General features: G+C 72.4%; 26 protein-coding genes and 2 tRNA genes. 21 read left to right on the forward strand and 7 right to left on the reverse strand.

The annotated features are described in order from the left end of the window. Positions 1-13: 13 nt before the first annotated feature. Positions 14-607, reverse strand: a complete 594-nt coding sequence (locus ACZ7DY_RS13350) for a histidine phosphatase family protein (RefSeq protein WP_471133968.1) — start codon at positions 605-607, stop codon at positions 14-16. 253 nt (positions 608-860) lie between these two features. On the opposite strand from ACZ7DY_RS13350, the gene ACZ7DY_RS13355 reads away from it, so the two are divergent. The 7 genes from ACZ7DY_RS13355 to ACZ7DY_RS13385 all read left to right on the forward strand — a co-directional run bounded on the left by ACZ7DY_RS13355 (position 861) and on the right by ACZ7DY_RS13385 (position 7,661). After that, positions 861-1,832 (forward strand): phosphatase PAP2 family protein, encoded by a 972-nt coding sequence (locus tag ACZ7DY_RS13355; RefSeq protein ID WP_471133970.1) that lies wholly within the window; start codon positions 861-863, stop codon positions 1,830-1,832. Then, a complete protein-coding gene (locus ACZ7DY_RS13360; protein WP_471134554.1) occupies positions 1,765-2,922 on the forward strand; it encodes a hypothetical protein in 1,158 nt (385 codons plus the stop codon). The genes ACZ7DY_RS13355 and ACZ7DY_RS13360 overlap by 68 nt, the downstream gene beginning before the upstream one ends. Before the next feature lie 264 nt (positions 2,923-3,186). Further along, a complete protein-coding gene (locus tag ACZ7DY_RS13365) occupies positions 3,187-4,791 on the forward strand; it encodes a hypothetical protein (protein ID WP_471133972.1) in 1,605 nt (534 codons plus the stop codon). Continuing rightward, positions 4,791-6,152, forward strand: coding sequence for an AAA domain-containing protein (locus ACZ7DY_RS13370; protein WP_471133975.1), 1,362 nt, complete (start codon positions 4,791-4,793; stop codon positions 6,150-6,152). The genes ACZ7DY_RS13365 and ACZ7DY_RS13370 overlap by 1 nt, the downstream gene beginning before the upstream one ends. A gap of 281 nt (positions 6,153-6,433) precedes the next feature. Next, positions 6,434-6,784 (forward strand): hypothetical protein, encoded by a 351-nt coding sequence (locus ACZ7DY_RS13375; protein WP_471133977.1) that lies wholly within the window; start codon positions 6,434-6,436, stop codon positions 6,782-6,784. Between the two features lie 147 nt (positions 6,785-6,931). Next, entirely contained in the window at positions 6,932-7,597 is a 666-nt protein-coding gene (locus ACZ7DY_RS13380; protein WP_471133980.1) for a bifunctional DNA primase/polymerase, read from the forward strand. Further along, positions 7,588-7,661: transfer RNA gene (locus ACZ7DY_RS13385), tRNA-Lys, on the forward strand. The genes ACZ7DY_RS13380 and ACZ7DY_RS13385 overlap by 10 nt, the downstream gene beginning before the upstream one ends. A 67-nt stretch (positions 7,662-7,728) precedes the next feature. Here the strand turns inward: ACZ7DY_RS13385 and ACZ7DY_RS13390 are convergent. Further along, on the reverse strand, positions 7,729-9,009 hold the full coding sequence (locus tag ACZ7DY_RS13390) for a M6 family metalloprotease domain-containing protein (protein WP_471133983.1): 1,281 nt from the start codon (positions 9,007-9,009) through the stop codon (positions 7,729-7,731). Between the two features lie 327 nt (positions 9,010-9,336). On the opposite strand from ACZ7DY_RS13390, the gene ACZ7DY_RS13395 reads away from it, so the two are divergent. Then, entirely contained in the window at positions 9,337-11,139 is a 1,803-nt protein-coding gene (locus tag ACZ7DY_RS13395; protein WP_471133985.1) for a putative bifunctional diguanylate cyclase/phosphodiesterase, read from the forward strand. A gap of 407 nt (positions 11,140-11,546) precedes the next feature. On the opposite strand, the gene ACZ7DY_RS13400 is transcribed toward ACZ7DY_RS13395, so the two are convergent. Continuing rightward, entirely contained in the window at positions 11,547-12,674 is a 1,128-nt protein-coding gene (locus ACZ7DY_RS13400) for an LLM class flavin-dependent oxidoreductase (protein ID WP_471134557.1), read from the reverse strand. Between the two features lie 141 nt (positions 12,675-12,815). Here ACZ7DY_RS13400 and ACZ7DY_RS13405 point away from each other — a divergent pair, with 141 nt between their 5' ends. Both ACZ7DY_RS13405 and ACZ7DY_RS13410 read left to right on the forward strand, forming a co-directional pair. Beyond that, positions 12,816-13,064: a hypothetical protein gene (locus ACZ7DY_RS13405; RefSeq protein WP_471133988.1), complete on the forward strand. Its 249-nt coding sequence runs from the start codon at positions 12,816-12,818 to the stop codon at positions 13,062-13,064. Between the two features lie 65 nt (positions 13,065-13,129). Beyond that, positions 13,130-13,321, forward strand: coding sequence for a hypothetical protein (locus ACZ7DY_RS13410; RefSeq protein WP_471134560.1), 192 nt, complete (start codon positions 13,130-13,132; stop codon positions 13,319-13,321). A 38-nt stretch (positions 13,322-13,359) separates the two neighbouring features. Here ACZ7DY_RS13410 and ACZ7DY_RS13415 read toward each other — a convergent pair whose 3' ends face one another. Together ACZ7DY_RS13415 and ACZ7DY_RS13420 are read right to left on the reverse strand one after the other, a co-directional pair. Beyond that, complete coding sequence (locus ACZ7DY_RS13415; RefSeq protein ID WP_471133990.1) at positions 13,360-14,097, reverse strand: maleate cis-trans isomerase family protein; 738 nt, start codon at positions 14,095-14,097, stop codon at positions 13,360-13,362. Beyond that, positions 14,094-14,924 carry a maleate cis-trans isomerase family protein gene (locus tag ACZ7DY_RS13420; protein ID WP_471133993.1) on the reverse strand — a complete coding sequence of 277 codons (831 nt, stop codon included), beginning with the start codon at positions 14,922-14,924 and terminating at the stop codon, positions 14,094-14,096. Before ACZ7DY_RS13420 ends, ACZ7DY_RS13415 begins: the two co-directional genes overlap by 4 nt. A 300-nt stretch (positions 14,925-15,224) precedes the next feature. On the opposite strand from ACZ7DY_RS13420, the gene ACZ7DY_RS13425 reads away from it, so the two are divergent. Together ACZ7DY_RS13425 and ACZ7DY_RS13430 are read left to right on the forward strand one after the other, a co-directional pair. Continuing rightward, entirely contained in the window at positions 15,225-16,202 is a 978-nt protein-coding gene (locus ACZ7DY_RS13425; protein ID WP_471133995.1) for a D-2-hydroxyacid dehydrogenase, read from the forward strand. Positions 16,203-16,242: 40 nt separating this feature from the next. Then, positions 16,243-17,652 carry an amidase gene (locus tag ACZ7DY_RS13430; protein ID WP_471133997.1) on the forward strand — a complete coding sequence of 470 codons (1,410 nt, stop codon included), beginning with the start codon at positions 16,243-16,245 and terminating at the stop codon, positions 17,650-17,652. Between the two features lie 13 nt (positions 17,653-17,665). Here ACZ7DY_RS13430 and ACZ7DY_RS13435 read toward each other — a convergent pair whose 3' ends face one another. Further along, on the reverse strand, positions 17,666-18,166 hold the full coding sequence (locus ACZ7DY_RS13435; RefSeq protein WP_471133999.1) for a DUF3830 family protein: 501 nt from the start codon (positions 18,164-18,166) through the stop codon (positions 17,666-17,668). Positions 18,167-18,263: 97 nt separating this feature from the next. Between ACZ7DY_RS13435 and ehuB the strand changes: the two genes are divergently transcribed. The 9 genes from ehuB (at position 18,264) to ACZ7DY_RS13480 (ending at position 25,144) form a co-directional block, all read left to right on the forward strand. Then, entirely contained in the window at positions 18,264-19,196 is a 933-nt protein-coding gene (ehuB, locus tag ACZ7DY_RS13440) for an ectoine/hydroxyectoine ABC transporter substrate-binding protein EhuB (RefSeq protein ID WP_471134002.1), read from the forward strand. After that, complete coding sequence (gene ehuC / locus ACZ7DY_RS13445; protein WP_471134562.1) at positions 19,196-19,927, forward strand: ectoine/hydroxyectoine ABC transporter permease subunit EhuC; 732 nt, start codon at positions 19,196-19,198, stop codon at positions 19,925-19,927. The genes ehuB and ehuC overlap by 1 nt, the downstream gene beginning before the upstream one ends. Next, a complete protein-coding gene (gene ehuD / locus ACZ7DY_RS13450) occupies positions 19,924-20,571 on the forward strand; it encodes an ectoine/hydroxyectoine ABC transporter permease subunit EhuD (RefSeq protein WP_471134004.1) in 648 nt (215 codons plus the stop codon). Before ehuC ends, ehuD begins: the two co-directional genes overlap by 4 nt. Further along, positions 20,561-21,376, forward strand: a complete 816-nt coding sequence (ehuA, locus tag ACZ7DY_RS13455; RefSeq protein ID WP_471134008.1) for an ectoine/hydroxyectoine ABC transporter ATP-binding protein EhuA — start codon at positions 20,561-20,563, stop codon at positions 21,374-21,376. Before ehuD ends, ehuA begins: the two co-directional genes overlap by 11 nt. Positions 21,377-21,578: 202 nt before the next feature. Next, entirely contained in the window at positions 21,579-22,346 is a 768-nt protein-coding gene (locus ACZ7DY_RS13460; protein ID WP_471134010.1) for an IclR family transcriptional regulator, read from the forward strand. A 71-nt stretch (positions 22,347-22,417) separates the two neighbouring features. After that, positions 22,418-22,491 (forward strand) — tRNA-Lys (locus ACZ7DY_RS13465). Positions 22,492-22,657: 166 nt separating this feature from the next. After that, the gene (locus tag ACZ7DY_RS13470) at positions 22,658-23,341 is read left to right on the forward strand and encodes a DedA family protein (RefSeq protein WP_471134013.1); all 684 of its coding nucleotides are present in this window, start codon (positions 22,658-22,660) and stop codon (positions 23,339-23,341) included. A 10-nt stretch (positions 23,342-23,351) separates the two neighbouring features. Continuing rightward, on the forward strand, positions 23,352-24,509 hold the full coding sequence (locus ACZ7DY_RS13475) for a sensor histidine kinase (protein WP_471134014.1): 1,158 nt from the start codon (positions 23,352-23,354) through the stop codon (positions 24,507-24,509). Continuing rightward, entirely contained in the window at positions 24,500-25,144 is a 645-nt protein-coding gene (locus tag ACZ7DY_RS13480) for a response regulator transcription factor (RefSeq protein WP_471134016.1), read from the forward strand. Before ACZ7DY_RS13475 ends, ACZ7DY_RS13480 begins: the two co-directional genes overlap by 10 nt. Positions 25,145-25,188: 44 nt before the next feature. On the opposite strand, the gene ACZ7DY_RS13485 is transcribed toward ACZ7DY_RS13480, so the two are convergent. Next, positions 25,189-25,494, reverse strand: a complete 306-nt coding sequence (locus ACZ7DY_RS13485; RefSeq protein ID WP_471134018.1) for a hypothetical protein — start codon at positions 25,492-25,494, stop codon at positions 25,189-25,191. Positions 25,495-25,529 lie beyond the last annotated feature (35 nt).

Below are 25,529 nucleotides of genomic sequence, written 5' to 3' on the forward strand. Positions count from 1 at the left end.
TACGGGACGGGGGTCAGGCCAGGTGTCCGGTCTCGTTCCACGACTCGATGGCGGGCTCTCCGTAGGCCCAGCCCAGGACCGAGAGGGAGGTCGGGTTGAGGCGGATACGGGCGGCGAACTCGATGCCGAGGCCCAGCCAGCGGGCGCCGATGACCCGCAGGATGTGACCGTGCGCGAAGACCAGGACATCGCGGTCGGCGCTCCTGGCCCAGTCGACCACCTCGTCAGCGCGCGCGGAGACCTGCGCCAGCGTCTCGCCCTCGGGGACGCCGTCGCGCCAGATGAACCAGCCCGGGCGGATGGCCTGGATGTCGGCGGGGGTCATGCCGTCGTACGCGCCGTAGTCGAACTCCATCAGCGCGTCCCAGGTGGTCGCGCGGTCGCCGAAGCCGGCGATCTCGCACGTCTCCCGCGCGCGGGAGAGCGGGCTCGTGCGCACCTCGACGTCCGGGAGACCGTCGTGGGGCGCCCGGTGCAGCCGCTCGCCCAGCAGCTTGGCGCCGCGGCGCCCCTCCTCCAGGAGGGGGATGTCCGTCCTGCCGGTGTGCTTCCCGGACAGCGACCATTCCGTCTGTCCGTGCCGGGCCAACAGGATGCGGGGTGCCATGGGGATCTCTCCAAGTCGTACGCATGTCCATCCGGTCGCACCCCGGATGGGACTTTTGTTGCTTTTCACGGACAGCGGGCGGCTGCCCTCTCCATCATCACCCACCCGGCCAGGGCCCCGGCCCGCCCTGGCAACCCGGTCGCCGATCTCTGCGTCTTAGTCGGCCGGGGGACTCCTCGACGGCCTTCGCGCGCGCCGTAAAGTGATGCGGCGGCATACGCCGCATGAACAGAGACGATGGGGGACCGACCGGATGCCGAAGACCGACGTGCCGGGCACCACGGGCATAACCGGGCACCGGCTCCGCTGGTGGACCGAGCTGCCACTGATCGTGCTGGTGTACGCCGCGTACTCGGCGGGCCGCCTGATCGTCCGGGGCGACGTCGCCAGCGCCGTCGACCACGGCCTCGGCATCCTCAGGGCCGAGCGGTTCCTGCGGCTCAACGCGGAGAGCCCGCTGAACCGTCTCTTCACCGGCAACGCCTGGATCGGCGTCCCCGCGGACTTCTGGTACGCCTCGCTGCACTACCTCGTCACGCCGGCCGTGCTGATCTGGCTCTTCCGCAGCCGGGCCGTCCACTACCGCGCCGCACGCGCGTGGCTGATGATCTCCACCATGATCGGCCTGATCGGCTTCACGCTGCTGCCGACCTGCCCGCCCCGGTTGCTGAGCAAGGGCCACGGCTTCGTCGACACCATGGCCCAGTACAGCAACTTCGGCTGGTGGGGCGGCGAGGCGAGCGCGCCGCGCGGCCTCGGCGGCATGACCAACCAGTACGCGGCCATGCCCAGCCTGCACGTCGGGTGGGCGCTGTGGTGCGGGGTGATGCTCTGGCGGTGCGGACGCTCCCCGCTGACCAAGGCGGCCGCGGTCGCCTACCCGCTCATCACGACGATCGTGGTGATGGGCACCGCCAACCACTACTTCTTCGACGCGGTCGCCGGGGCCTGCGTGATGGGCGTCGGAGCGCTCCTCGTACGGCCCGTGCAGCGGCTCACCGAACCGACGATCAACCGGCTGCGGGACCGCTTCCTGTCCTCCTCGGCCACCTCGTCCGCCACAAACTCCTCAATTGTCGGTGCCGGATGCCAGACTTCGGCGGGTGAGCGAATTCCCCGACAGCGCAAGCAGAGTGCCGCCCCAGGCGCCGAGCCCGGTGCCCGCCCCGCAGAGGTCGGCCACCCGGCCGACGCCGGGGAAGGCGCTCCGGCACCGGCTCACTGAGCTGCGCGGCGCGGGCCTCCCGGCGCGGCCGCTGGACGCCCGTGCCCTGGCCGCGCTCGCGGCCAACCCGGGGTGCGGGCGGCGGGCGCTGCTCGACGGCGCGGGCGTGGACAAGGCGGCGCTCGCGCAGTCGCTGGGCGCGCCCTCCGGCTTCGGCCAGTCGCAGTTCGCGTTCGTCCGCGGCAATGCCTTCGAGGCGCGGGTCAAGGCCGACGGCGGCGCGGAGCTGCTGCGCCTGACGCACGGGAGCCTGGGCGGCGGGGCCGAGCCGGTGCCGGGCGAGTCCGCCGTGCCCGACCTGTCGGCGGCGGGCCCCGAGGGCCGCGCCGCACGCACCGCGCTCGCCCTGCGCGACGCCACCGGCTCCGGCGGCTGGACCCTTCTCGACCACCCCATGCTGGCCCTGGACGTCGCGGGGACGCCCGCCTTCCTGGAGCCGGACGCGGTGGTGGTCCGGCCCGACGGCAGCTGGACGGTCGTCGAGATCAAGTCCTTCCCCATGATCGACGGCTCGGCGGACGCCGCGAAGGTGGGGGCCGCCGCCCGTCAGGCCGCGGTGTACACCCTGGCGCTGGAGCGGGTGGCCGAGCGCATGGACCCGGCGCCCCGCGTCCTCCACCACGTCCTGCTGGTCTGCCCCAAGGACTTCTCGAACCTGCCGACGGCCCGTGCGGTCGACGTCCGCAAACAGCTGTCGGTGACCCGGCGCCAGCTGGACCGGCTGACCCGCGTCGAGGACATCGCGGCACGGCTCCCCGAGGGCATCACCTTCGACGTGCGGCGCCCCGCGGACGAGCTCGCCTCGGCGGTCGAGTCGGTCCCCGCGACGTATGCCCCCGAGTGTCTGGCCGCCTGCGAGCTGGCCTTCCACTGCCGGGACCGGGCCCGCGAGCGGGGGGACGTGACCTCCCTGGGCCGCGCGATCCGCGGCGAACTTGGCGGCCTGACCACCATCGACGAGGTCCTCTCGGCGGCCTCGGGCACGACGGGCGACCCCGCGGACCCGACGGTGGCGGCCCTGCGCAGGGCCGCGGAACTACGACGAGAGGCACTGTCGACCGCGGGCACCCCGGGAGGCGCCTTGTGCTGAGCCACACCCCTGCAAGCACCCCACGCGGGACCCCCACCGCGCCGCTGCCCGGCGCGCGTCATATGTCGGTTGCCGCTGCCAGCCGGCAGCGGGCACTGCCCGGCGCGGGCGCCCCGGGAGGCGCCCCGTGCTGAGCCATACCCCTGCGAGCACCCCGCGCGGGACTCCCGCCGCGCCGCTGCCCGCCCCACCGCCGTCCGCCCCGTGGTCCTACGCCGGTGGCGGGCCCTCCTCCCCTGTCGCGTCCCCGGACGAGGTGTGCCCGTGTCTCTGATCGATAGTCTCGCCCGCCTGGAGGCGGTCAGTACCGGTCGGGCCCAGCCCAGGGCTACCGTCCGGCACCGGCACGTCTCTCAGCGGCCCCTCGTCCTCGTCCCGCTCACCACCGCCGGCGAGACCGGCGCGCCGCTCGGCGCCCTCGTCGGGACCGAGCGCACCTCGCCGCGTCTCCTGACCGTCCCGCAGCCCCGCGACCGCGACCTGCGCTTCGCCTTCCTCGCGGAGCTCGCCGAGACCGTCCTGCCGTACGTCGACGGGTTCGCGCAGGACGTCGAGGCCGCCGAGCGGAACGAGACCGACCCCGAGACCGGCAAGCGCGTCAAGGTCGAGGTGGAGCTCTGCGCGGACGCCCCGCAGCTGATCGTCCCGAGCCGTGCCGGCGTCGAGTTCGTGCGGCTCCTAGGCCGCTCCATGCGGTTTCGCCGCACCGCCGAGCAGGACCCCGACACGCCTCATCCCGCCCCGCCCCGCGTCCCCCTGCTCGGCCGCTGGCTGACGCACTTCGGGGAGCGTGCCCGCGTCCCCGGTTCGTCGCTGCTCGTCCCCATGACCGAGCTGCTCTCCCGACACTGGGCGACCGGCCAGTCGAGCCTGGAGGAGCAGCACCTGGGCGCCCTGCTCGCCTGGATCGAGGCGCCGGAGGGCACCTCGGGGGCCGAGGCCGCGCTCCGTGCCGAGCTGGCCCGCGACGGGTCGGGGCAGCTCCTGTGCCCGCCCGCGGGCCCGGCCACCGACCCTGCGTTCGACAACGACCTGCTGGCCCCGGCCATCGAGCGGTACGACCGCGCGCGCACCGCCCTCGCGGCCGCCGAGGACGGCTTCGAGGCGGAGGAGCGGCTCGCCGGCCTCTCGGCCGCCGAGCGGGAGATCCGCGCCCTGATCGACAGCAGGACCCGCCCCACCTGGGACGCCGTGTGGCGCGGGCTCGACGCCCTGTGCACGCTCCCCGAGGCCCCGCACGTCGCCGAGCGCTGGACCCGCGACCGCTGGTCGTTCACCGCGCACCGCGACCGCGTCACGGCGGGCGAGCCCCCGCAGCCCCGAGTCGACGACGCGGTCACCGCCGCCAACAAGCTGGCGACCCGCGAGCGCGAACAGGCCCGCCTGGACGCCCAGGAGGCCCTCGACGACCCGTTGGTGATGGCGGGCCGCCGCCTCGCGGGCGAGGCCTTCGCCGGCGAGGTGACGGAGGTCGTCATGGCGTACAGCGAGGCGAAGACACCGCGGCCGCGCCCCCTGATCACCGTCCGCACGGACGACCGGCCGCATCTCGGCGAGCGCACGAAGGTCTACCGCTCGCTCGGCGGCAAGCCGCAGACCGCGGAGTTCGTGGCGTACGAGGGCGGGGCGGGCAAGGAGACGGTCGTCCTGCGCCTCACCGACAAGATGGGCCGCGGCAAGGAGCCCGAGCCGGGTTCCGTGCCGGAGAAGGGCGACCGGATCTGCTGGACCCTCTTCGAGCACGAGCAGCGCGGCGGCCCCAGGCTGCCCGATCCCGAGGCCACCCCCTGGACGCACGGCGGGCCGCCGGCCGACGGTTCCGACGCCGTGGAGAAGCCCGACCCCGTGACCGCGGAGGACACCCTGTGATGCAGCTCGCCCCGCCCGCGGGCGGCGCCTTCGACCCCGGCACCGCGGCCGCGCGCGCCACGGAGGCGATTCTCCACGACACCCTGCACGGCACGCACCGCGGCGTCGTGGTGGACTCCCCGCCCGGCGCCGGCAAGTCGACGCTCGTGGTCCGCGCGGCGCTCGAACTGGCCGCGGCCGGCCACCCGTTGATGATCATCGCGCAGACGAACGCGCAGGTGGACGACTTGGTCCTGCGCCTCGCCGAGAAGGACCCCGAGCTGCCGGTCGGCCGCCTGCACAGCAGCGACCCCGACCCGTACGACAAGGCCCTCGACGACCTGGCCAACGTCCGCAAGTCGACGAAGGCCGGGGACCTCGCGGGCCTGGACGTGGTCATCTCGACGGCCGCGAAGTGGGCCCATGTCAACTTGGACCAGCTCGACGCCCCATGGGGCCACGCCATCGTCGACGAGGCGTACCAGATGCGTTCGGACGCGCTGCTCGCCGTGGCGGGGCTCTTCGAGCGGGCCCTGTTCGTGGGCGATCCGGGGCAGTTGGACCCGTTCTCGATCGTCGGCGCGGAGCAGTGGGCGGGGCTGTCGTACGACCCTTCGTCGTCGGCCGTGACGACGCTGCTCGCCCACAACCCCGAACTGCCCCAGCACCGCCTGCCCGTCTCCTGGCGGCTGCCCGCCTCGGCCGCGCCCCTCGTCTCCGACGCGTTCTATCCGTACACGCCGTTCCGCAGCGGCACGGACCACGGGGACCGCACGCTGCGCTTCGCGGTGGCCTCGGACGGTTCGGGCCCGGACCGGGTGATCGACGAGGCGGCGGAGTCGGGCTGGGGCCTCCTTGAGCTGCCCGCGCGCAATACGCCGCGCACGGATCCCGAGGCGGTCCTCGCGCTGGCCCAGGTGGTGCGCCGCCTCCTGGACCGGGGCGGCGCCGCCACCTCGGAGCGCGGGCCCGGCCCCACGCCGCTCACCGCCGACCGCATCGCCGTCGGCACCGCCCACCGCGACCAGGCGGCGGCGGTCCGCGCGGCCCTCGCCGGCCTCGGCGTCCCGGACGTCACGGTGGACACGGCCAACCGGCTCCAGGGCCGGGAGTACGACGTGACGGTCGTCCTGCACCCGCTTTCGGGCCGCCCTGACGCGACCGCCTTCCACCTGGAGACGGGCCGCCTCTGCGTCCTGACCTCCCGCCACCGGCACGCGTGCATCGTCGTCTGCCGCGCCGGCGTCGACGCGCTCCTAGACGACCACCCGTCGACGGAACCGGTCCAGCTGGGCGTCACGGTGAAATTCCCGGACGGCTGGGAGGCGAACCACGCGGTACTGGCCCGCCTCGCGGAACACCGGGTGACCTGGCGCCCCTGACCCACACCCCGACTCCCACCCGCCCAACGACCGGCACCACACCGCCCCACCGCCGGACGGAGTCCGGCACGCCGCCACAGGCGGCCAACAGACACAGCCCGGACGGCTGGGAGGCGAACCACGCGGTACTGGCCCGCCTCGCGGAACACCGGGTGACCTGGCGACCTTGACGGGCGCTCCGGCTGTCACCGGGAGGCCCCCGCCCCCTTGTGCGGCAAGGGACAATGAGAGGCGGCCGGACGACCGCACGGACGGCCCGCACCGTACGAGGAGGAACGACCATGGCGGAGCCCGAGCGGCCCCGGACGGAACAGCGCATGCGTCCCGCGCCCCTGCTCTTCGAGCCCGCGGAGGCCGCCGGTGACCCGGAGCACTTCTTCGACCTGGAGTCGATGGAGGACCCCCGCGAGCTGCTCGACCGCGCGACCGAGCTGACGCACGCGTTCCGCGCCGCGACGGACCGGTCCATCGAGTTCCAGGCCATCGCCGCCGCCCAGCTCGCCGACCCGCGCCGGTTCGACCGGCTGTCGCTCGCGCTGATCGCGGAGCGCGCCGAGTGGACCGAGGACTACGCGAAGAAGATGGTCGAGTTCGGCCGGGATCTGCTGCGGGGCGGCGCCGAGAGGCAGTAACCGCAGTAACCGGGGGGCGCGTGCCGCGCCGCGCCACACGATCTGGCATATGCCAGACGGGGCAAGGTACCCCAACCCACCCCGCCCTGTCCCGATTTTTCGTAACTCGCAGAAATGGAACCCTCACTACCGGTACATGTACCTGCCATGAGCGGCACTCCCCTACCCCTGCACGCGGCCCTCTCGCCGGCCGCCCCGTCCCCCGCGGGCCCGTCCCCCACCGGCCCCGCCCACGGCGCCCGCACCGTCACCGCGGAAGGCGCCGCCTGGCTCGCCTCGGCGGAAACGTATCCCCGCAGCGCCCTCGCTCTCTGGCGGAGCGAACCCACCGCCCCCGCCGTGCTCCCCTGCGGCTCCGCCTTCGACGTGGTGAGCGTCCCCGCGGTCTTCGGGCGCCGGATGCTGGACCGGTTATGGGCGGAGGGGCCCGGTTCGGGACCGGTCGCCGCCCACCGCGGCCGCGTCCTGCTCTTCGCCTCTCCCGGCACCGCCCAGCGCCTGCCCGCCCTCCTGGAGTGGGAGGAGTGGGGCCCCGCCGTCCCGTCCGTGCTCTGCCACGGCACCGGCGACGCGGTGACCGTACCGCCGCTCACGGCGACCCCCGGCGCCCCGGACGCCGCGTCCGGCGACCGCCTCGGATCGCGGTGGCTGGTGGCCCCCGACACCCGCCACCCCTGGCTCCCGGGACCCGAGGTCATCCTCTGGGCATGCGTCCGCGCGGCCCGCTCGGCGGCCTCCTCGGCCGTACGCACATCGATTTTTCCTGGCGGCGATCAGAGTGCTAAGGTCTACGACGTCAGCAGGCGCCGCTAGCTCAGTTGGTTAGAGCAGCTGACTCTTAATCAGCGGGTCCGGGGTTCGAGTCCCTGGCGGCGCACAGACGGTGAGAAGCCCCTCGCGGAAGCGAGGGGCTTCTTGCGTACGCGCGCCGTCCCGGCCCCGGCTCAGCCCGTCGTGACCTGCACGTTCCACGCCCCGGAAGCGGTCCGTCCGGCCACCTCGACGCGGATGTCCTCGCCGGGCACCGTGAAGCTCTCGCCGGCCCGCACGGGGGCGTCCGCCAGCTGCGGGTAGACCGACTCGCCCCAGCAGGAGCCGGAGTCCGGGTGGGCGTCGACGACCTCGACGGGGCCGCCGCCCGACGCCGTCCCGTTGCGTACCTCGTACAGGAGTACGCCCTCCGTGCACGTCGCCTCGTCGTTGCCCAGGGAACCGCGCGCCTCCATGGCCAGCGCCGTGCCGCTGCCCGTGCGGACGACGGCGAGCCGGGTGCCGCCGAGGCCGCCGGGCGGGGGCGGCGCCGCCAGCGGGTCCAGGGTCAGCCGCTCGGTGCCCGCGCCGAGGCAGCGCACCTGCCGCCGCTCCAGCCAGCCCAGCTTCCACTTGTGCCAGCCGAAGAGGTCGGGGGCGAGCCCGAACTGGCTGCCCATGACGTCCCAGTCGCCCACGTAGGTGTCCCAGTCGCCCTTGCCGTCGGTGGGCCGGTGGTAGAGGTCGGGCAGGTCGAAGACGTGGCCCGTCTCGTGGGCCAGGACGTTGCGGTCCGGCGGGTGCCGCTCGAAGACGGTGACGATGCGCCGGATCTCCGTGCCGTCGGCCCGCATCGGCCGGTCGAAGTTGACCACCTTCGTGGCGTCCGAGTCGACGCCGGGCGCGTCCGGGTCGGCGACGAAGTAGACGACGTCGTAGCGGGAGAAGTCGACGTGCGGGTCGGCGGCGGCCACCGCGTCGCGCAGGTAGGCGGCACGGCGCTTGGCGTTCCAGTCGCGCTGTATGGCGTACGACAGGGAGCTCTGCGGCATCTGGACCCAGTCGCGCTGCGGGTGCGGGGTCAGGCTGAACCTGCCGTACGAGGCGCGCTCGAAGAACCGGCTGGTGGCCGGGAAGTAGTCGGCGGCCAGGTCGGCGGGGGCGGTCATCGGCGGGGAATCCGGGAAGGAGAGGAACACCATCACCGCGTTCAGGGTCCTGAGCGGGCGCGGGTAGGCGGTGTTCCAGGTGTCGAGCCCCTCCGAGTGGTGCGCGGTGGTGCGGCGCAGGGCGCACGGTCCCCCGGTGGGCTCGGCGATCGCGGGGCCCGCGACGAGCGAGGTGGCGGCCAGGGCGGTCAGGGAGGTGAGGATGGCGGCGGTGCTGCGAAGACGGGAGTTCTCCCCTCCACGGGTGAGTCCCCAAGGGGGGAGCTGACGCGGCACGTCGACCTCCGGGTGCGGAATGCGGGACACCCCACCCACCTTGAGATGTTTTGTTGAAGTACGCCCTGTTTGTCTGGCCCTTCCGAGTGAGTGTGAGGCGAGGGGACGACACCCCGAGTGCTCACCGAACGTCACAAGCGATCGGGTCACAACGGAACCAGTTCAGGCCCGAGCAGAAACGATCTGCCGAGGCCACCGGGCCCCGCCCGCCCCGACGGCGCGGCTGGAACGGGCCTCCAACCAGCCTCTATGATCGGCACACTTTCCAGCGCGGGCCCGGTCCCCACACCACCGCCCGCCTCTGCCCGCCGCCCGACGAGACCTGTTCGAGAACAAACTGCACTGCGGGAGCAAGCGGTGAACGGAACGTCCGAAGGGCCCACCCCCACGACGGTCACAGCACCCGGCCGGAGCCGGGCCGGCATCACGGAGCGTCGCCGCACGGAGCGGTCCGACTACCGCGGCGCGTTCGCGGCCGCCCCGCTGCCCCTCGCCGTCATCGACGACGAGGGTCTGGTCCTCAGCGCCAACGACGCCCTGTCCGCACTCTTCGGCGCGGCCCCCGGCGCGCTCACCGGCCGCATCGCCGCCGACCTGATCGACCTGGCCTCCGACGCCCGCACCTGGCACGCGTACCGCGAGGTGCTCCGCGGCCGGCAGGCCAGACTGCGCTGCACCCGGCGTCTGAAGCACCCGGACGGCCACTCGCTCTGGGTACAGATCACGGTCTCGCCGATGCCGGGGCCCGGCGAGGGCGGCACCGCCCTCCTGGCCGCCACGGACATCAGCGCGCGCCGCGAGCTCCAGGCCCGGCTGCGCCACGTGCAGATGCACGACCCGGTGACCCGGCTGCCCAACCGCAACCTCTTCTTCGAGCGGCTCGCCGCCGCCCTGGAGGCGGGCACGTACGACGACACGAGCACCGGGCGGATCGGGCTCTGCTATCTGGACCTCGACGGGTTCAAGGCGGTCAACGACACCCTCGGCCACCGGGTCGGCGACCGGCTGCTCGCCGCCGTCGCGGAGCGGCTCACCCGCTGCGCGGACCGGGCAGGCAGAGGCGCGGCGCCGCTGGTCGCGCGCCTCGGCGGCGACGAGTTCGCGCTGCTCGTGGAGGACTCGACCGGCACGGACCAGCTGGTGGACTTGGCCGACAGGACACTGACAGCCCTACAGGAACCCTTCGATCTGTCCGGTCAGCGGCTCTCGGTCTCCGCCTCCATCGGCGTCGTGGAACGGCGCGCGGCCGGCACCACCACGACGGGCCTGATGCAGGCTGCCGACACCACCCTGTACTGGGCGAAGACGGACGGCAAGGCCCGCTGGACGCTCTTCGACCCCGAGCGCAACGCGCACCGCATGACCCGGCAGGCGCTCGCCAGCTCGCTGCGGCCCGCCGTCGACCGCGACGAGTTCGTCCTGGACTACCAGCCGCTGGTGGGCCTGGACGACGAGGGACTGCACGGCGTCGAGGCCCTGGTGCGCTGGCGGCACCCGCAGTTCGGCCTTCTGACGCCGAATCGGTTCATCGGACTGGCCGAGGAGGACGGCTCGATCGTGCAGCTCGGCCGCTGGGTCCTGCACCGCGCGTGCCAACAAGCGCGACGCTGGCAACTGGAACACCCCGAGCGCGACCCGGTGTTCGTCAGCGTCAATGTGGCAGTGCGTCAGGTGTGGGACTCCGACCTGGTGGCGGACGTCGCGGAAATCCTCAACGAGACCGGCCTCCCCGCGCACCTGCTGCAACTGGAACTCACCGAGTCCGCCGTCATGGGTTCGGCGGGCCGCCCCCTGCAGGCCCTCCAGGCGCTCAGCGACATGGGCGTACGGATCGCCATCGACGACTTCGGCACGGGCTACTCGAACCTCGCCTACCTCAGCCGCCTCCCGGTCTCCGTACTGAAGCTGGACGGCTCATTCGTCCGCAGCTTCCAGTACGAGGAGGGCGAGCCCCACACCAACCCGGCCGACGAGGTCATCGTCGAGGCGATGGTGCAACTAGCCCACCGCCTGGGCCTCACGGTAACGGCAGAGTGCGTGGAGACCGCATCCCAGGCCACCCGCCTCCGCAAGATCGGCTGCGACACGGGCCAAGGCTGGCTCTACTCCCGCCCGGTCCCCCCAGACCGCATCTCCGCCCTACTACGCAACGCCCCATAATTCTCACCCACGCGCCCCCCACACGAGAAACACGGACCACCACACGCCCCCGTCGCCGAGCTCCCCAACGACACGCCCCGACACGCAACGACACGCTCCTGAGCCCCGACGAGACCGGAACCGACGCGGAGCGACCACACCGGCCGCCACCACATCGCGGCAGCAGCTGCTCCCCTCAGTCACGGCCGGGCGGCGCGGTCTCCTCACGCACCCGTCATGCGAGACGGCGGGAGTACGGCCAACAACCCCATTCCGCCCGGCCCGACGGCGACCGGTCCGCAACCACCCCTCCCTCCCCCCGTCGCCAGCCGCCTTTCGCACCCCGAATCACCCGCGGACGCGCACGCTCCAGGCCACGGAGGATTACGGACCAAAGGCGCACTCAGCACCCCCACCCTCACCCAACCTCACACCCCGGGCCCCACCCCATACACATCCGCGATCAGCTCATACGAACGCAACCGCACGTCACCCCCGTGCGCGTTGGCCGTGATCATCAGCTCGTCGGCGCCCGTGCGCTTCGCCAGGTCGTCCAGGCCCGCACGGACCTCGTCCGCGGTGCCGTGGATGACGTTGGAGTTCCAGTTGGCGACGAACTCCCGCTCCATCTCGTTGAATTCGTACGCCTGCGCCTCTTCGGGCGTGGGGACGAGGCCCGGACGGCCGGTCCGCAGGCGGACCATGTTCAGGGCGGCGGCCCTCACCTGGCGGCGGGCCTCGGCCTCGTCGTCGGTCGCCAGCGCCGAGACGCCGATGACGGCGTACGGGGCGTCGAGGAGCGCGGAGGGCCGGAACGACTCGCGGTAGAGGTCGAGCGCCGGGATCGTGTTCTGCGCGGAGAAGTGGTGCGCGAAGGCGAACGGCAGACCGAGCGCCCCGGCGAGCCGGGCGCTGAAGCCGGACGAGCCGAGCAGCCACAGCGGGGGCCGGTGCGGAGACTGGACGCCACCCGGCGAGGTGGCCTGGACCGGGCCCGGCACGGCGTGGATGCGGCGGTAGGGGTGGCCGTCGGGGAAGTCGTCGTCGAGGAAGCGCGTCAGCTCGGCCAGCTGCTGCGGGAAGTCGTCGGCGCCCTCGTTCAGGCGGTCGGTGCGGCGCAGCGCGGCGGCGGTCGCACCGTCCGTGCCGGGGGCGCGGCCGAGGCCCAGGTCGACGCGGCCGGGGGCCATCGCCTCCAGGGTGCCGAACTGCTCGGCGATGACGAGTGGAGCGTGGTTGGGCAGCATGACCCCGCCGGAGCCGAGCCGGATGCGGCGGGTGTGGGCGGCGAGGTGGGCGAGGATCACGGCCGGGGAGGAGGAGGCGACGCCGGGCATGGAGTGGTGCTCGGCGACCCAGTAGCGGTGGTAGCCGCGGGCCTCCGCCAGTTTCACCAACTCCACGCTGGTGCGCAGGGCGTCGGTGGCGGTGCGTCCGGCGCCCACGGTGACCAGATCGAGGACGGACAGAGGCACAGGCGCGCTACCGTGCCGCTCCCCGCGGATGCCGTCGCCATCTGACCGCTCCCCGAGGTCGTCACGGGTGCCTTCGCCGATCGGGTCCACTGTCACTGGGGGTGCCTCCTGCACTGCGTACGTACGTCACGTGGGTACGCGGACGAGAACAGGAGGCTCACTCCGTTTTATTCCCGACCCCTGCCCGAAGGCTGATTCCCACCCCCCACTACCGTGCCGCCCATGGCTGATCCCCTGAAGACCCTCGTCGACGGAGTCGAGGTCGAGGTGCCCAACACCATCCCGGACATCCGCGCCGCGCTCCCCGCCGAACGCCGCGCCGAGTTCGACCGGGCCATCAACGCCGCCGGGGTCGACGAGATCCACTCCGTGATGCGGCACTGGATGCTGGAGGCCGTGCCCGACCCCGACGCGGAGGCCCGCCTCGCCCGGCTCGCCTCCGACGAGGCCGAGAGGCGGGGCGCGTCGTGAGCCCTCGCCACCGCCGCGGCTACCGCGTCACCTACGCACCGCCCGCCGACGACACCCTCGCCAAGATGGGCGACGCCGACGCCTTCCGCACCGCGCTCGCGCGCACCGTGGGCCGGGATCCGTACGGCCACGGGTCCACGCCCGTGCGGGAAGACCCGGACCGCAGGGAGGCGACGGTAGACGGCGCCATCGTCCTTTACTACGTCTCCGGATCGGTCCAGACGTTAACGGTGGTAAGGCTGATCCTCAGCCCCTAACCCGCACCACGTGAGCCCCCCACACACACCCGCCCCCCTCACCCCCCAACCTGCACCACCGGCTCCCGAGTGAACAAATGCCCCATCTCAGGCGCATTGACCCGACGCTGAGCAAGCCGCAACGCCTCCCATACCGTGACCTGATTGGCCGTCAGGACCGGTTTGCCGAGGGCGGATTCGAGCTCACGGAGGTACGCGGCCGTGTGCAGCGCCGTGTCCGGCAGGAGCAGCGCCTGCGCGTCCGGGTGGTCGCCCTCGCGGGCCAGCGCGAGGACCTCGTCGCGACCCCAGGTGCCGACCTCCTGGGCCGTGACGATGCCGCTGCCGCGCACCGAGACGACCTCGGCGCCGCCGTCCTTCAGGAAGGCCGAGAAGTGTCCGGCCACGTCCTCCGGATAGGTGGCCGCGACCGCGACACGGGCCGCGCCCACCTCGCGTACGGCATGGACGAAGGCGAACGACGTCGAGGAGGCGGGCAGCCCCGCGGCCACGGCCAGCTTGCGGACCTGGTCGTGGGCGCCCTCCCAGCCGTAGACGAAGCTGCCGCTGGTGCACGCCCACACCACCGCCTCCGCACCGGAGAGCCGCAGCTCCTCGACGCCGGCGGCGAGCCGGGCGTCGGAGCCCATCTCCAGGAGCGCGTCGACCCGGTGGGCGTCCTCACCGATGTCCGTGTGGACGACCTGCAGCCGGATGTCGCTGCCGAGCATCTGCTCCATGCGGGGGTAGTCGTCCTCGGCCGAGTTCCCCGGGTAGAGAAATCCGAGTGCCGTCACGTCCAGCCTCCTCCTTCTGCGGGTGGTACTTCGGGCAGGCCCTGCGGCGGTGCCGACGGATCGAGCGGACTGCCGCCCGGCCGCGCCGACGGATCGATCAGTGCCTGATAGGGCCCTACCGCACGCGTACCCAGCCGACGCAGGGCGGACCACATCGTCACCTGGTTCGCGGAGATCACCGGCATCCGCAACTCCGCCTCCAGCTGCGGGATGACGTCGTACGTCGGCAGGTTCGTGCAGCTGATGAAGAGGGCGTCCACGCCCCCGACGCTGCCCTGGACGGCCCGGCGCGCCATGTCCGCGACGTCGCGGTAGGGGACCTTCCAGATGTGCCGGGTCAGCCCCAGGTAGGCGCGCGCGGAGACCGAGACGTGCGCCTCGGCCAGGTACTCCTCCAGGGACCTGGTGACCGACCAGGTGTAGGGCGTCACGAGCGCGATGCGCCGCGCGCCCAGTTCGTCCAGGGCCTCCAGGAGGGCGCCCGACGTGGTCACCGAGGCGACCGCGCCCTCGCGCGTCATGGCCTCGCACATCGCGCGTTCCCCGGCGGTGCCGCCGACGAAACTGCCCGACGTGCAGGCGTACGCGAGGACTTCGGGCTCGGCGGCGGTCAGCGCGCGGACCGCCTCGCCGAGCGTCTCGTGCTCGCTGACCAGGCGGGCGAGGTCGAGGCTCACCTCGACAGGCACATACGGGGTGCGGGTCAGATGGAGGGAGATCTCGTCCGGGATCCACCGCCACAGTTCGCGGTCGAGGACGAAGTCAAAAGGGGCTACGACACCGACACCTCGTTGTGGGTGCGGTCCGCCGAGGAAAGAGACGTCCATGAACAGTCCCCAAGTTCGTGCGTTGATTCAGGGACCGGCCGGGGGCCGGGGGACGAGCGAAGCCGGCGACGCGCCGGGACGTCGGGACGGGGATGCCGCGCGGTCGTACCGCACGGAGTGTGCGTACGGCTGCACGGAGAGTACTGGCTCCGGGCACCGCCGGTACAGCAGTGCCTCTGTTGACGAAGGTAGGTTCGGGTGCGAGCGTGGTCAATCCGCACATCTCAGACGGCCGAGCCGGGTTCCGGACGCGGATCCGGAACCGGTGGGGCCGTACCTCTGACAGGGAAGCGGAACCTCTTGCGAAACGGTCTCTCCCCGACGCCCGAAACGACCGTCCTCGTCCTTGACGCCGAGCCCCCCACGCCCCCGCCGCGCCTCGGCGGCCTGACCGGCCGCGCCCGGATCCTGCACACGGACGAGGCCGCCCTCGCCGACCGGCTGCCCCTCGCCGACGTGCTGCTGGTGTGGGACTTCAGCTCGGACTCGGTGCGCCGCGCCTGGCCGGGCGCGGGGCCGAGGCCCCGCTGGGTGCACACCGCGAGCGCGGGCGTGGACCATCTGATGTGCCCCGAACTCGCCGCCTCCGACACGGTGGTGACCAATGCGCGCGGCGTCTTCGACCAGCCCATCGCCGAGTACGTCGCCGCGCTCGTCCTCGCCCTGGCCAAGGATCTGCCGCGCACCCTCGAACTGCAGCGGGAGCACACCTGGCGGCACCGCGAGTCGCGGCGGATCTCCGGCACGCGCGCGTGCGTGGTGGGTTCGGGGCCCATCGGGCGGGCGATCGCGCGGACGCTGCAGGCGCTCGGCATCATCACCGCGCTGGTGGGCCGCACCCCACGGGCCGGCGTGTACGGCCCCGGTGACCTGGACCGGCTCCTCGGGCGCGCCGACTGGGTGGTGTGCGCGGCACCGCTCACCGACGACACGCGCGGCATGTTCGACGCCCGCCGCTTCGGCGTCATGCAGCCGTCCGCGCACTTCATCAACATCGGCCGCGGCCCGCTCGTCGTCGAGGACGACCTGGTGGCGGCGGTGTCCGGGCGGTGGATCGCGGGCGCGGCGCTGGACGTCTTCGAGCGGGAGCCGCTGCCCGCCGACAGCCCCCTGTGGAGTGTGCCGGGGCTGCTCGTCTCCCCGCACATGAGCGGCGACACGGTCGGCTGGCGCGACGAACTGGGCCGCCAGTTCGTCGAGTTGTACGAGGCGTGGGAGGCGGGCGGGCCGCTGGCGAACGTGGTCGACAAGGAACGCGGGTATGTCCCGGGACATTGATGGCACGTCACCCACTCCGTCCGACTTCTGAGGAGCGTGCATGACCGAGCTCACGGATCTCACCGCCGTACGACTCGTCGAGGGCTACCGCAAGGGCGAATTCAGCCCGGTCGACGCGGCCCGTGCCGTGCTGCGGCGGGCCGAGGAGACCCGGGCGGCGGTGAACGCGTTCGTGCGGATCGAGGCGGAGAGCGCCCTCGCACAGGCCGAGGCCAGTGCGGGGCGGTGGCGGCGCGGCGAGCCGCAGGGTCTGGTGGACGGCGTTCCGGTGGCGGTGAAGGACCTGCTCCTGATGCGCGGCGGACCGACGCTGCGCGGTTCGCTGACCGTGCGCCCGGAGGGGAAGTGGAACGAGGACGCGCCGTCGGTCGCCCGCCTGCGCGAGCACGGCGCGGTCTTCGTCGGCCGCACCACGACCCCGGAGTTCGGGTGGAAGGGCGTCACGGACAGTCCGCAGAGCGGCATCACCCGCAATCCGTACGACACGTCGCGCACCTCGGGCGGGTCCAGCGGCGGCAGCGCGGTGGCCGTGGCGGTCGGCGCGGGCCCGCTCGCGCTCGGCACGGACGGCGGCGGTTCGGTGCGCATCCCGGCCGCGTTCTGCGGGATCTTCGGGATGAAGCCGACGTACGGGCGCGTGCCGCTGTATCCCGCGAGCCCCTTCGGGACGCTCGCCCACGTCGGGCCCATGACCCGGGACGCGGCGGACGCGGCCCTGATGATGGACGTCATCACCGGCCCGGATCCGCGCGACTGGTCCCAGCTCGGCCCGGTGGCGGGGAGTTTCCGGGAGGGCCTCGACGGCGGGGTGCGCGGGCTGCGCGTCGCCTACTCGCCGTCGCTGGGCGGGCAGGTCGCGGTGGAGCCGGCCGTCGCCGCGGCGGTGCGGCGGGCGGTGGAGTCCCTGGCGGCGCAGGGCGCGTACGTGGAGGAGGCCGACCCCGACTTCTCCGAGCCGGTGGAGGCCTTCCACACCCTGTGGTTCAGCGGGGCGGCGCGGGTCGTGCAGCATCTGGCGCCCGCCCAGCGCGAGTTGCTCGATCCGGGGCTGCGGGAGGTCTGCGGGCAGGGCGCGCGGTACAGCGCGCTGGACTACCTCGCCGCCGTCGACGTCCGCATGGACCTCGGGCGCCGCATGGGCCGCTTCCACTCGACGTACGACCTGCTGGTCACGCCGACGCTGCCGGTCACCGCGTTCGAGGCGGGGGCCGAGGTGCCGCGCGGCTCGGGGCACCGGCGGTGGACGGGCTGGACCCCGTTCACGTACCCCTTCAACCTCACCCAGCAGCCCGCCGCGACCGTTCCCTGCGGGGTGGACGGGAGCGGGCTGCCGGTCGGGGTGCAGATCGTCGGGGCCCGGCACGCCGACACGGTGGTGCTGCGGGCGGCGCACGCGCTGTACGAGGCGGGCGGCGCGGGGATCGCGGCGCCCGCGCCGGGCGTGAGCTGAGTCCGCGGGGCGCCTAGGCGCGTTTGAAGTTCAGCGTCTCCCCCTGTGCGCCCGCGCGCCACAGGTCGTTGCAGGCCTCGGCCATCCGGTCGAGGCCTTCGACGATCTGGCCCCAGACGATGCCGGGGACCCAGCCGACGTCGCCGTTGAGGAGCAGGTTGTTCCGCTCGTAGAAGAGGGCGAGGTCGACGACGGTGGTGCCCGCCTTCACGTCGGCCTCGGGCTCGTAGCCGTAGGCCTGCGTGCCCAGTTCCGTACCGGAGAAGGAGAAATAGCAGAGATCTCCCGGGATGGGGGTGACCGTCGGGTTCTCCAGGGGCGGCTCCCGGTCCGCGAAAGCCGGGAAGAGCGCATAGATCTCATTGCGCGCGTACTTCGCGTGATAGACGTCCGAACCGAGCGGCAGCGCCTCCCACACCGCCGCGCAGGTCACCGGGGCCCGGTCGTCGAGCAGTTTCGCCGTGCACTGAACTCCCCGCTTGGCGAGGGAGACTTCGATGAATCGCTCTGACATGTGGTCCATGCTCCTCCCGGGGTCAAGAGCACAACGATTGCATCAGGGGCCGGAATTCACCGGCATATGTTGCTTCGAGTCGGGTAGCCGCGCGCCCATGGCTCCACCACTTGGGAACAACGAGGGATTCACCGGCAGAGCGGTTCGCCGCCGCGCCCTGCTCACCGGAGCGGGCGGGGCGGCTCTTGGCGCGTTCGGGGTCTCGGCATGCAGCCGGGTGCCCGAGGAGGGGAAGGTCGAGGGGGGCGATCTGCTGGACCGCCTGCGTGACAGCGGTACGGTCAGGATCGGTGTCGCGGGTGAGGTCCCGTTCGGTTACATCGACGAGGACGGCGAGGTCACCGGGGAGGCCCCGGCGATCGCCAAGGTGATCTTCCCGCGCCTCGGTGTGCCCAAGGTGAAGGCGGTGCCCACCAAGTTCGGCGCCCTGATCCCCGGGCTGACGCAGGCGCGCCAGTTCGACGTGGTCTCGGCGGGCATGTACATCAACCCGACCCGGTGCGAGCAGGTCCTCTTCTCCGATCCCGACTACCTCATGCTCGACTCCTTCATCGTGAAGAAGGGCAACCCGCACGGCATCAAGGGGTACGAGGACATCGCGAAGAAGGGGCTGAAGCTGGCGAGCGGCACCGCCTACGCGGAGATCGACTACGCCAAGGCCGCGGGCGTGAAGTCCGTCCTCGTCCTGCCCGACCAGGTCGCCGGGCTCGACGCCGTCGCCCAGGGCCGGGTGGACGCCTTCGCCGGCACCAACGTCACCGTCCGCACGGTGATCAAGAAGAACCCGCGGGTCGAGGCGACCGAGCCCTTCCAGCCCAAGGTCGACGGGAAGCCCGCCTACGGCGCGGGCGGTTTCGCCTTCCGGCTCTCCGAGAAGAACCTGCGGGACGCCTTCAACAAGGAGCTGCACAAGCTCAAGGAGAGCGGCGAACTCCTGCGGATCGTCAAGCCGTTCGGCTTCACCGAGGCCGAGATGACGGACCTGACCGTGGACAAGCTCTGTCCCCCCGCGAAGGGCGGCTCCTCATGATGTCGTCGGAGTTCTTCGGGAACTGGTTCCTGCCCGGCGTCTGGATCACCGTCCAGGTCACCTTCCTCAGCGCGGCCCTCGCCTTCGTGATCGCCTTCCCGATCGGCGTGCTGCGCACGAACCGGCTCTGGATCGTGCGCTTCCTCGCCGGGGCCTACTTCGAGATCTTCCGCAGCACGTCGTCGCTGGTCTTCATGTTCTGGATCGCGTTCACGGTCCCCCCGGTGTTCAACATCAGCTTCCAGCCGATGTTCGCGGGCGTCCTGGCGCTCGGCATCACCTACGGGGCGTACGCCTCCGAGATCGTGCGCGGCGCGCTCGCCGCGGTGCCGCCCGCCCAGCGCGAGGCGGGCATCGCCCTGAACTTCACCCCGATGCAGCGGCTGCGCCGCATCGAACTCCCGCAGGCCTGGCCGGAGATGATCCCGCCGTTCAACAACCTGCTGATCGAGCTGCTCAAGGGCACCTCGCTGGTCTCCCTCATCGCGGTGGCCGACATGACCTTCGCCGGTGACCTGCTGCGGCTCGTCAAGAACGAGAGCGCGCCCATCTACACGCTGCTGCTCGCCCTGTACTTCGTCCTCGCGTTCATCCTCACCCGCGGCATGCGGCTCCTGGAGCGGCACGCCAAGAAGCGGGTGGGACAGGCCCCCGAGAAGACCGGCCTGTTCGCCGGGATGCGTTCCAGGTCGACGATCGACGCCGTCACCGGCACGGGGGGTGCCAAGTGAACTGGAACTGGGATCACGTCGACGACTTCATGCCGCTCTTCTGGGACGGCCTGGAGCTCACCCTCAAGGCGCTGCTCTTCGGCACCCTGATCGCCTTCTCGCTCGGCCTGGTCTGGGCGGTCGCCCAGCGCTCGGAGAAGAAGTGGATCCGCTGGCCGGTCACGGTGGTCACCGAGTTCATCCGGAACACCCCGCTCCTGGTGCAGCTGTTCTTCCTGTTCTACGTGGTGCCGGAGTGGGGCCCCTCGATGTCCCCGCTCACCACGGGCATCGTCGGGCTCGGCCTGCACTACTCGACGTACACCTCCGAGGTCTACCGGGCCGGCATCGACGGCGTGCCGGCCGGCCAGTGGGAGGCGGCGACCGCGCTCAGCCTCTCCAGGCGCCGCACCTGGACCTCCGTGATCCTGCCGCAGGCGGTGCGCCGGGTCATCCCCGCCCTGGGCAACTACGTGATCGTCATGCTCAAGGAGTCGCCGCAGATGGCCGCCATCGGCGCGCTCGACATGCTGGGCCAGGCCCAGGGGTACAGCCAGACGACCTTCACCTACGAGGCGATCAGCGTGGTCGGTGTCGCCTTCATCGTCATCGCCTACCCGGCCTCTCTTCTTCTGCGAGTTTTGGAGCGTCGCCTTGTCCGCTGACAGCAGCACTTCCCAGGAAATCCCCAACCCGGCCGTCGACGGCAGTGAGCTGATCCGCTTCGACAAGGTCGTCAAGCGCTACGGCTCGAACACCGTCCTGGACGAGCTGGACTTCTCGGTCGCCTCCGGCAAGCACGTGACGCTGATCGGCCCGTCCGGTTCCGGCAAGACCACGATCCTGCGTCTGCTCATGACGCTGGTGAAGCCGGAGCAGGGCACCATCAAGGTGGGCGGCAGGTACCTCACCCACGAGGAGAAGAACGGCAAGCTCGTCCCCGCCGGCGAGAAGCACGTCCGCGAGGTCCGCAAGAACATCGGGATGGTCTTCCAGCAGTTCAACCTCTTCCCGAACATGAAGGTGCTCAGAAACATCACCGAGGCGCCCGTCTCCGTCCTCGGCATGTCCAAGGACGAGGCCGAGGTGCGGGCCCGCGAGCTGCTCGACCTGGTGGGGCTCGGCGACCGCTGCGACGCGTACCCGACCCAGCTCTCCGGCGGCCAGCAGCAGCGCGTCGCCATCGCGCGCGCCCTGGCGATGCGCCCCCAGGTGCTGCTCCTCGACGAGGTGACCTCCGCGCTCGACCCCGAGCTGGTGGCGGGCGTCCTCGACGTGCTGCGCGACATCGCGCACACCACGGACATCACCATGCTGTGCGTGACCCACGAGATGAACTTCGCCCGGGACATCTCGGACCAGGTGCTCATGTTCGACGCGGGCCGGGTCATCGAGTCCGGCACCCCGGAGAAGATCTTCACGGAGCCGGAGCACGAGCGGACCCGGGAGTTCCTCAGCGCGGTGCTGTGACCGCGCGGCCCCGCTCCGGGGACCCGCGGGACGGGTCCCCGGACCGGGGCATGACCTGGGCATATGCCAGAGCGGCGCGTTCCTGCTGACAGGGCCCAAGCGCACCGCCAATCTCCACAACAGACCCTCCGAATAGACCAGTTGGCGGCTATCGTGGGACGGAGTCCAGCTGTCCGGAACCGTTCCACGCAGGGGGATTGCCGTGGCGTTGAAGCACGAGGCGACAACGCCGCACCGCTCCGTCCAGAGCGCCCTGCGGGTCCTGGAGACCGTCGCACGGCACGGCACCGGCGTCACCGCCGCCCGGATCGCCCGCGACACCGGCCTGCCGCTCACCGAGCTCACCCCGCTGCTCCGCATGCTGCGCGGCGAGGGGTACGTCGAGCAGCTCGCCGACGACACCACCGGGGCGTACGTCACCGGCGAGACCCTCAGCCGCCTCGGCTCCGCCCACGGGCGCGCCGAGGCGCTGCGCGAGAAGCTCCGGCGCACCCTGGACGGGCTGCGCGACTCCATCGGCGCCGCGGTCTACATCAGCCGTTACGTGGACGGCGAGGTCCGCGTCACCGACTTCGCGGCAGGACCCCGCACTCCCGCGGTCAACGAGTGGGTGGACTTCCGCTCCTCGGCGCACGCCAGCGCGGTCGGCAAGAGCCTGCTCACCCAGCTGGACGTGGACGGCCGCAAGGACCACCTCTCCCGCCACAAGATGGCCCGCCTCACCTCGCGGACGATCACGGACGAGCGGGTCCTGCTCAACCGCCTCGCCTCCCAGCCCGCCACGGTCCCGGTCCTCGACCTCCAGGAGTACGCGGTCGGCACGGTCTGCGCGGCCGTGCCCATCACCGCGGGCTCCTCCGTCGGCTGCCTCGCCCTCTCCCTGCCGGTCGAGCACGCGCACCGGCTGCGGGAGGCCGCGGACACGCTGAACCGGGGCGCGGCGCCGGTGCTGCTGTCCCTGGCGATCTAGGGGCGTCCGGGGGCGGACCGGCTCCGGTTCGGAGCACCCGCCGGGACCAGGTACTATTTACTCGTCAGCAGGCGCCGCTAGCTCAGTTGGTTAGAGCAGCTGACTCTTAATCAGCGGGTCCGGGGTTCGAGTCCCTGGCGGCGCACTTGCGAATGCCGAAAGGGCGTTCCCGGTCTCCGGGGACGCCCTTTCGCGCTGCCCGCCGCCGTGGGCCTGCCCCGGGTGCGCGGGGGAAGGGTGCGGTTTTCCGCACCCCACGTCGACGGCAACCCTCATACCGCCGCTGACCTGCGCTTTCTAGCGTTGCCTCCATGGACCTCACGACTCTCGCCCTCCCCCAGGAACCCGCGGGAGGCATCGCGGGCTGGGCCGCCGACCTCGTCGACGTGCTGGGTGGCCCGGGCGCCGGACTCGCCATCGCCCTGGAGAACCTCTTCCCGCCGCTGCCCAGCGAGGTGATCCTGCCGCTCACCGGCTTCGCCGCCGGGCAGGGCGTGATCAGCCTCTTCTCGGCGCTGTTCTGGACCACGCTCGGCTCCGTGGTGGGCGCCGCCGCCCTCTATGGGATCGGCGTGCTCTTCGGCCGCGAGCGCATGCACGCCCTGTGGGCGAAGCTGCCGCTGGTCAAGGCCGCCGACCTGGAACGCACCGAGGCGTGGTTCGCGCGGCACGGCACCAAGGCCGTCCTCCTGGGCCGGATGGTGCCGATCTTCCGCAGCCTGATCTCCGTGCCGGCCGGTGTGGAACGCATGCGGCTGCCCGTCTTCCTCGCCCTCACCACGGCCGGCAGCCTCGTCTGGAACTCCGTCCTCGTCCTGGCCGGCTACTGGCTGGGCGACCAGTGGGACGCGGTCGGAACGTACGTGGGGCTCCTGTCCAAGGCCGTCCTGGCCCTCGTCCTCCTTGCGGTCGCCTGGTACGTGACGGTGCGGGTGCGCTCCCGCGGCCGGGCGGCCCGCTCCGGCGCCGGGCCCCGACACCGGCGCGCGGATTAGGGCTCGGCTAATGTCGGACGACGTGAAGGAGCCCGTGGCCGCCCCGTTCCTGCTCCGGGTCTCCGGTGTGCTCGCCGGCTGCCTGAGCGCGCTGCTCGGCCTGGTCTACTTCGCCGTCGCGGGCACGGCCCTCGGCGCCTTCCTGCTCTGGCCGCGCACCCGCCGCCGCGCCCACGCCCTCCTCGCCGCGGGCGCCCGCAGACTCACCGCCGTCGAACGGCGCCGGCGCTCCCTCTTCTTCCACGACGTCTTCCCCGAGCACCGCCCGAGCGACCAGCAGATCCTGCGCTACCTCGCGGCCCGTACGTACTCCGGACTCCTGTGCGCGGTCGTGGTCGGCCTGGTCGACTTCGGCGCCGTCCTCGCCGGGATCTTCGCCGTGTCGCTCGCCCGCTCCTCGATGACCTGGCTCGACCTGCTCAGCCAGGTCGTCCTCGGCGGCACCCTGCTCTTCCTCGCCGTCCAGGGGCTGCGCGCCCTGACCGACCAGGACGCCCGGCTCGCCCGCGAGTGCTTCGGCCCCTCCGACCGGGAACTCCTCCAGCGCCGCATCGACGAGCTGGCCACCAGCCGGGCCGCGGTGGTCCACGCCGTCGACGTGGAGCGGCGCCGCGTCGAACGCGATCTGCACGACGGCGTCCAGCAGCGGCTCGTCGCCCTCGCCATGCTCCTCGGCCGGGCCCGGCGCGGCCGCACCCCGGAACAGGCCGACGCCCTGCTCGCACAGGCCCACAAGGAAGCCAGGGAAGTCCTCACCGAACTGCGCGAGGTGGCCTGGCGGGTCTACCCCACCGCCCTCGACAGCCTGGGGCTGCGCGAGGCGCTCGGCGGGGTGTCGGAGCGGTGCGCGCTCCCCGTACGCATGGAGTACGACGTACCCGGCCCGCTGCCCTCCCCCGTCGAGACGGCCGCCTACTTCGTCGTGTCGGAGGCCGTGACCAACGCGGCCAAGCACGCGGCGGCCGAGGAGGTCCTCGTACAGGTGCGCAAGACCGGCCCCGCGACGCTCACCGTGCTCGTCCGCGACAGCGGGGCCGGCGGCGCCGACCCGGCGGGCAGCGGGCTGACCGGGCTGCGCAGCCGGGTCGCCGCGCTCGACGGAACGTTGCGGGTCGACAGCCCCCTCGGGGGACCCACCACCATCACCGCGGAGCTGCCGTGCGCGTAATCCTCGCCGAGGACTCGACCCTGCTGCGGGAGGGCCTCGTCCGGCTGCTCGCCGAGGAGGGCCACGAGGTCCTCGCCGCCGTGGGCGACGCCGATGCGCTGCTGCGGGAGGTCGGGGCGCACACCCCCGACGTCGTCGTCACCGACATCCGCATGCCGCCCGACCACACCGACGAAGGGCTGCGCGCGGCGGTACGGATCCGCGAACTGCGCCCCGAGATCGGCGTGCTCGTCCTCTCTCAGTACGTGGAGCGCAACTACGCGACGCAGCTGCTCACGTCGAGCGCCGAGCGGGTCGGCTACCTCCTCAAGGACCGGGTGGCCCAGGTCGAGGAGTTCCTCGACGCGCTGGAGCGGGTGCACGCGGGGGGCGCCGCCATCGATCCGGAGGTCGTCCGTCAGCTGCTCATCCGCACCACGCACGTCGACCCGCTGACCCGGCTCACGCCGAGGGAGCGGACCGTTCTGGAGGCGCTGGCCGAGGGCCACACCAACGCGGCCATCGGGCAGAAACTGCACATCTCGCTGAGCGCGGTCGAGAAGAACCTGAACGCGATCTTCGACAAGCTGGGCCTGTCCCGCGCCGACGGCTACAGCCGCCGGGTCCTCGCGGTGCTGCGGTATCTGGAGTCCTGAGGGCGGGGGTGGGATGGGGGTGGGGGTACGGGGGGCGGTCGGGGTCAGGACAGGACGAAGCCGTCCATGAACAGTGCCGCCGCGAGGCCCGCGGCCAGCAGCCAGGTGCCGAGCCTGGTACGGCCGCGGCGGCTCAGCTCGATCACCGCGCCGCAGAGGATGAGCAGGACGCCGTAGACCCCGACGACGAGGACGGACGAGCGGCTCGCCAGCCGCAGCGCGAGGACCACCGCGGCGGCGGCCATCAGCAGCGACGCGGCGGCGATACGGGCCCGTCGGGCGCGGGCGGCGGGGGTGGCGGGGGTAAGTCGGCTCTGGGTCGTCGTCCCGGGCTGTTCTCGCGCGCTCATGGACGTGGATCGTAATCGGTCAAGCGAGCGGTTTT

This window comes from Streptomyces sp. NPDC037013 (assembly GCF_055607265.1).

Excerpts from the sequence above, each read along its gene's own strand:
- ACZ7DY_RS13370 (WP_471133975.1), top strand. The coding sequence starts at position 4,791 with ATGCAGCTCGCCCCGCCCGCGGGCGGCGCCTTCGACCCCGGCACCGCG.
- ACZ7DY_RS13470 (WP_471134013.1), top strand. The coding sequence starts at position 22,658 with ATGGACCTCACGACTCTCGCCCTCCCCCAGGAACCCGCGGGAGGCATC.
- ACZ7DY_RS13355 (WP_471133970.1), top strand. The coding sequence starts at position 861 with ATGCCGAAGACCGACGTGCCGGGCACCACGGGCATAACCGGGCACCGG.
- ACZ7DY_RS13475 (WP_471134014.1), top strand. The coding sequence starts at position 23,352 with ATGTCGGACGACGTGAAGGAGCCCGTGGCCGCCCCGTTCCTGCTCCGG.
- ACZ7DY_RS13405 (WP_471133988.1), top strand. The coding sequence starts at position 12,816 with ATGGCTGATCCCCTGAAGACCCTCGTCGACGGAGTCGAGGTCGAGGTG.
- ehuC (WP_471134562.1), top strand. The coding sequence starts at position 19,196 with ATGTCGTCGGAGTTCTTCGGGAACTGGTTCCTGCCCGGCGTCTGGATC.
- ACZ7DY_RS13350 (WP_471133968.1), bottom strand. The coding sequence starts at position 607 with ATGGCACCCCGCATCCTGTTGGCCCGGCACGGACAGACGGAATGGTCG.
- ACZ7DY_RS13420 (WP_471133993.1), bottom strand. The coding sequence starts at position 14,924 with ATGGACGTCTCTTTCCTCGGCGGACCGCACCCACAACGAGGTGTCGGT.
- ACZ7DY_RS13485 (WP_471134018.1), bottom strand. The coding sequence starts at position 25,494 with ATGAGCGCGCGAGAACAGCCCGGGACGACGACCCAGAGCCGACTTACC.
- ACZ7DY_RS13435 (WP_471133999.1), bottom strand. The coding sequence starts at position 18,166 with ATGTCAGAGCGATTCATCGAAGTCTCCCTCGCCAAGCGGGGAGTTCAG.
- ACZ7DY_RS13380 (WP_471133980.1), top strand. The coding sequence starts at position 6,932 with ATGAGCGGCACTCCCCTACCCCTGCACGCGGCCCTCTCGCCGGCCGCC.
- ACZ7DY_RS13375 (WP_471133977.1), top strand. The coding sequence starts at position 6,434 with ATGGCGGAGCCCGAGCGGCCCCGGACGGAACAGCGCATGCGTCCCGCG.
- ACZ7DY_RS13410 (WP_471134560.1), top strand. The coding sequence starts at position 13,130 with ATGGGCGACGCCGACGCCTTCCGCACCGCGCTCGCGCGCACCGTGGGC.
- ehuB (WP_471134002.1), top strand. The coding sequence starts at position 18,264 with ATGGCTCCACCACTTGGGAACAACGAGGGATTCACCGGCAGAGCGGTT.
- ACZ7DY_RS13430 (WP_471133997.1), top strand. The coding sequence starts at position 16,243 with ATGACCGAGCTCACGGATCTCACCGCCGTACGACTCGTCGAGGGCTAC.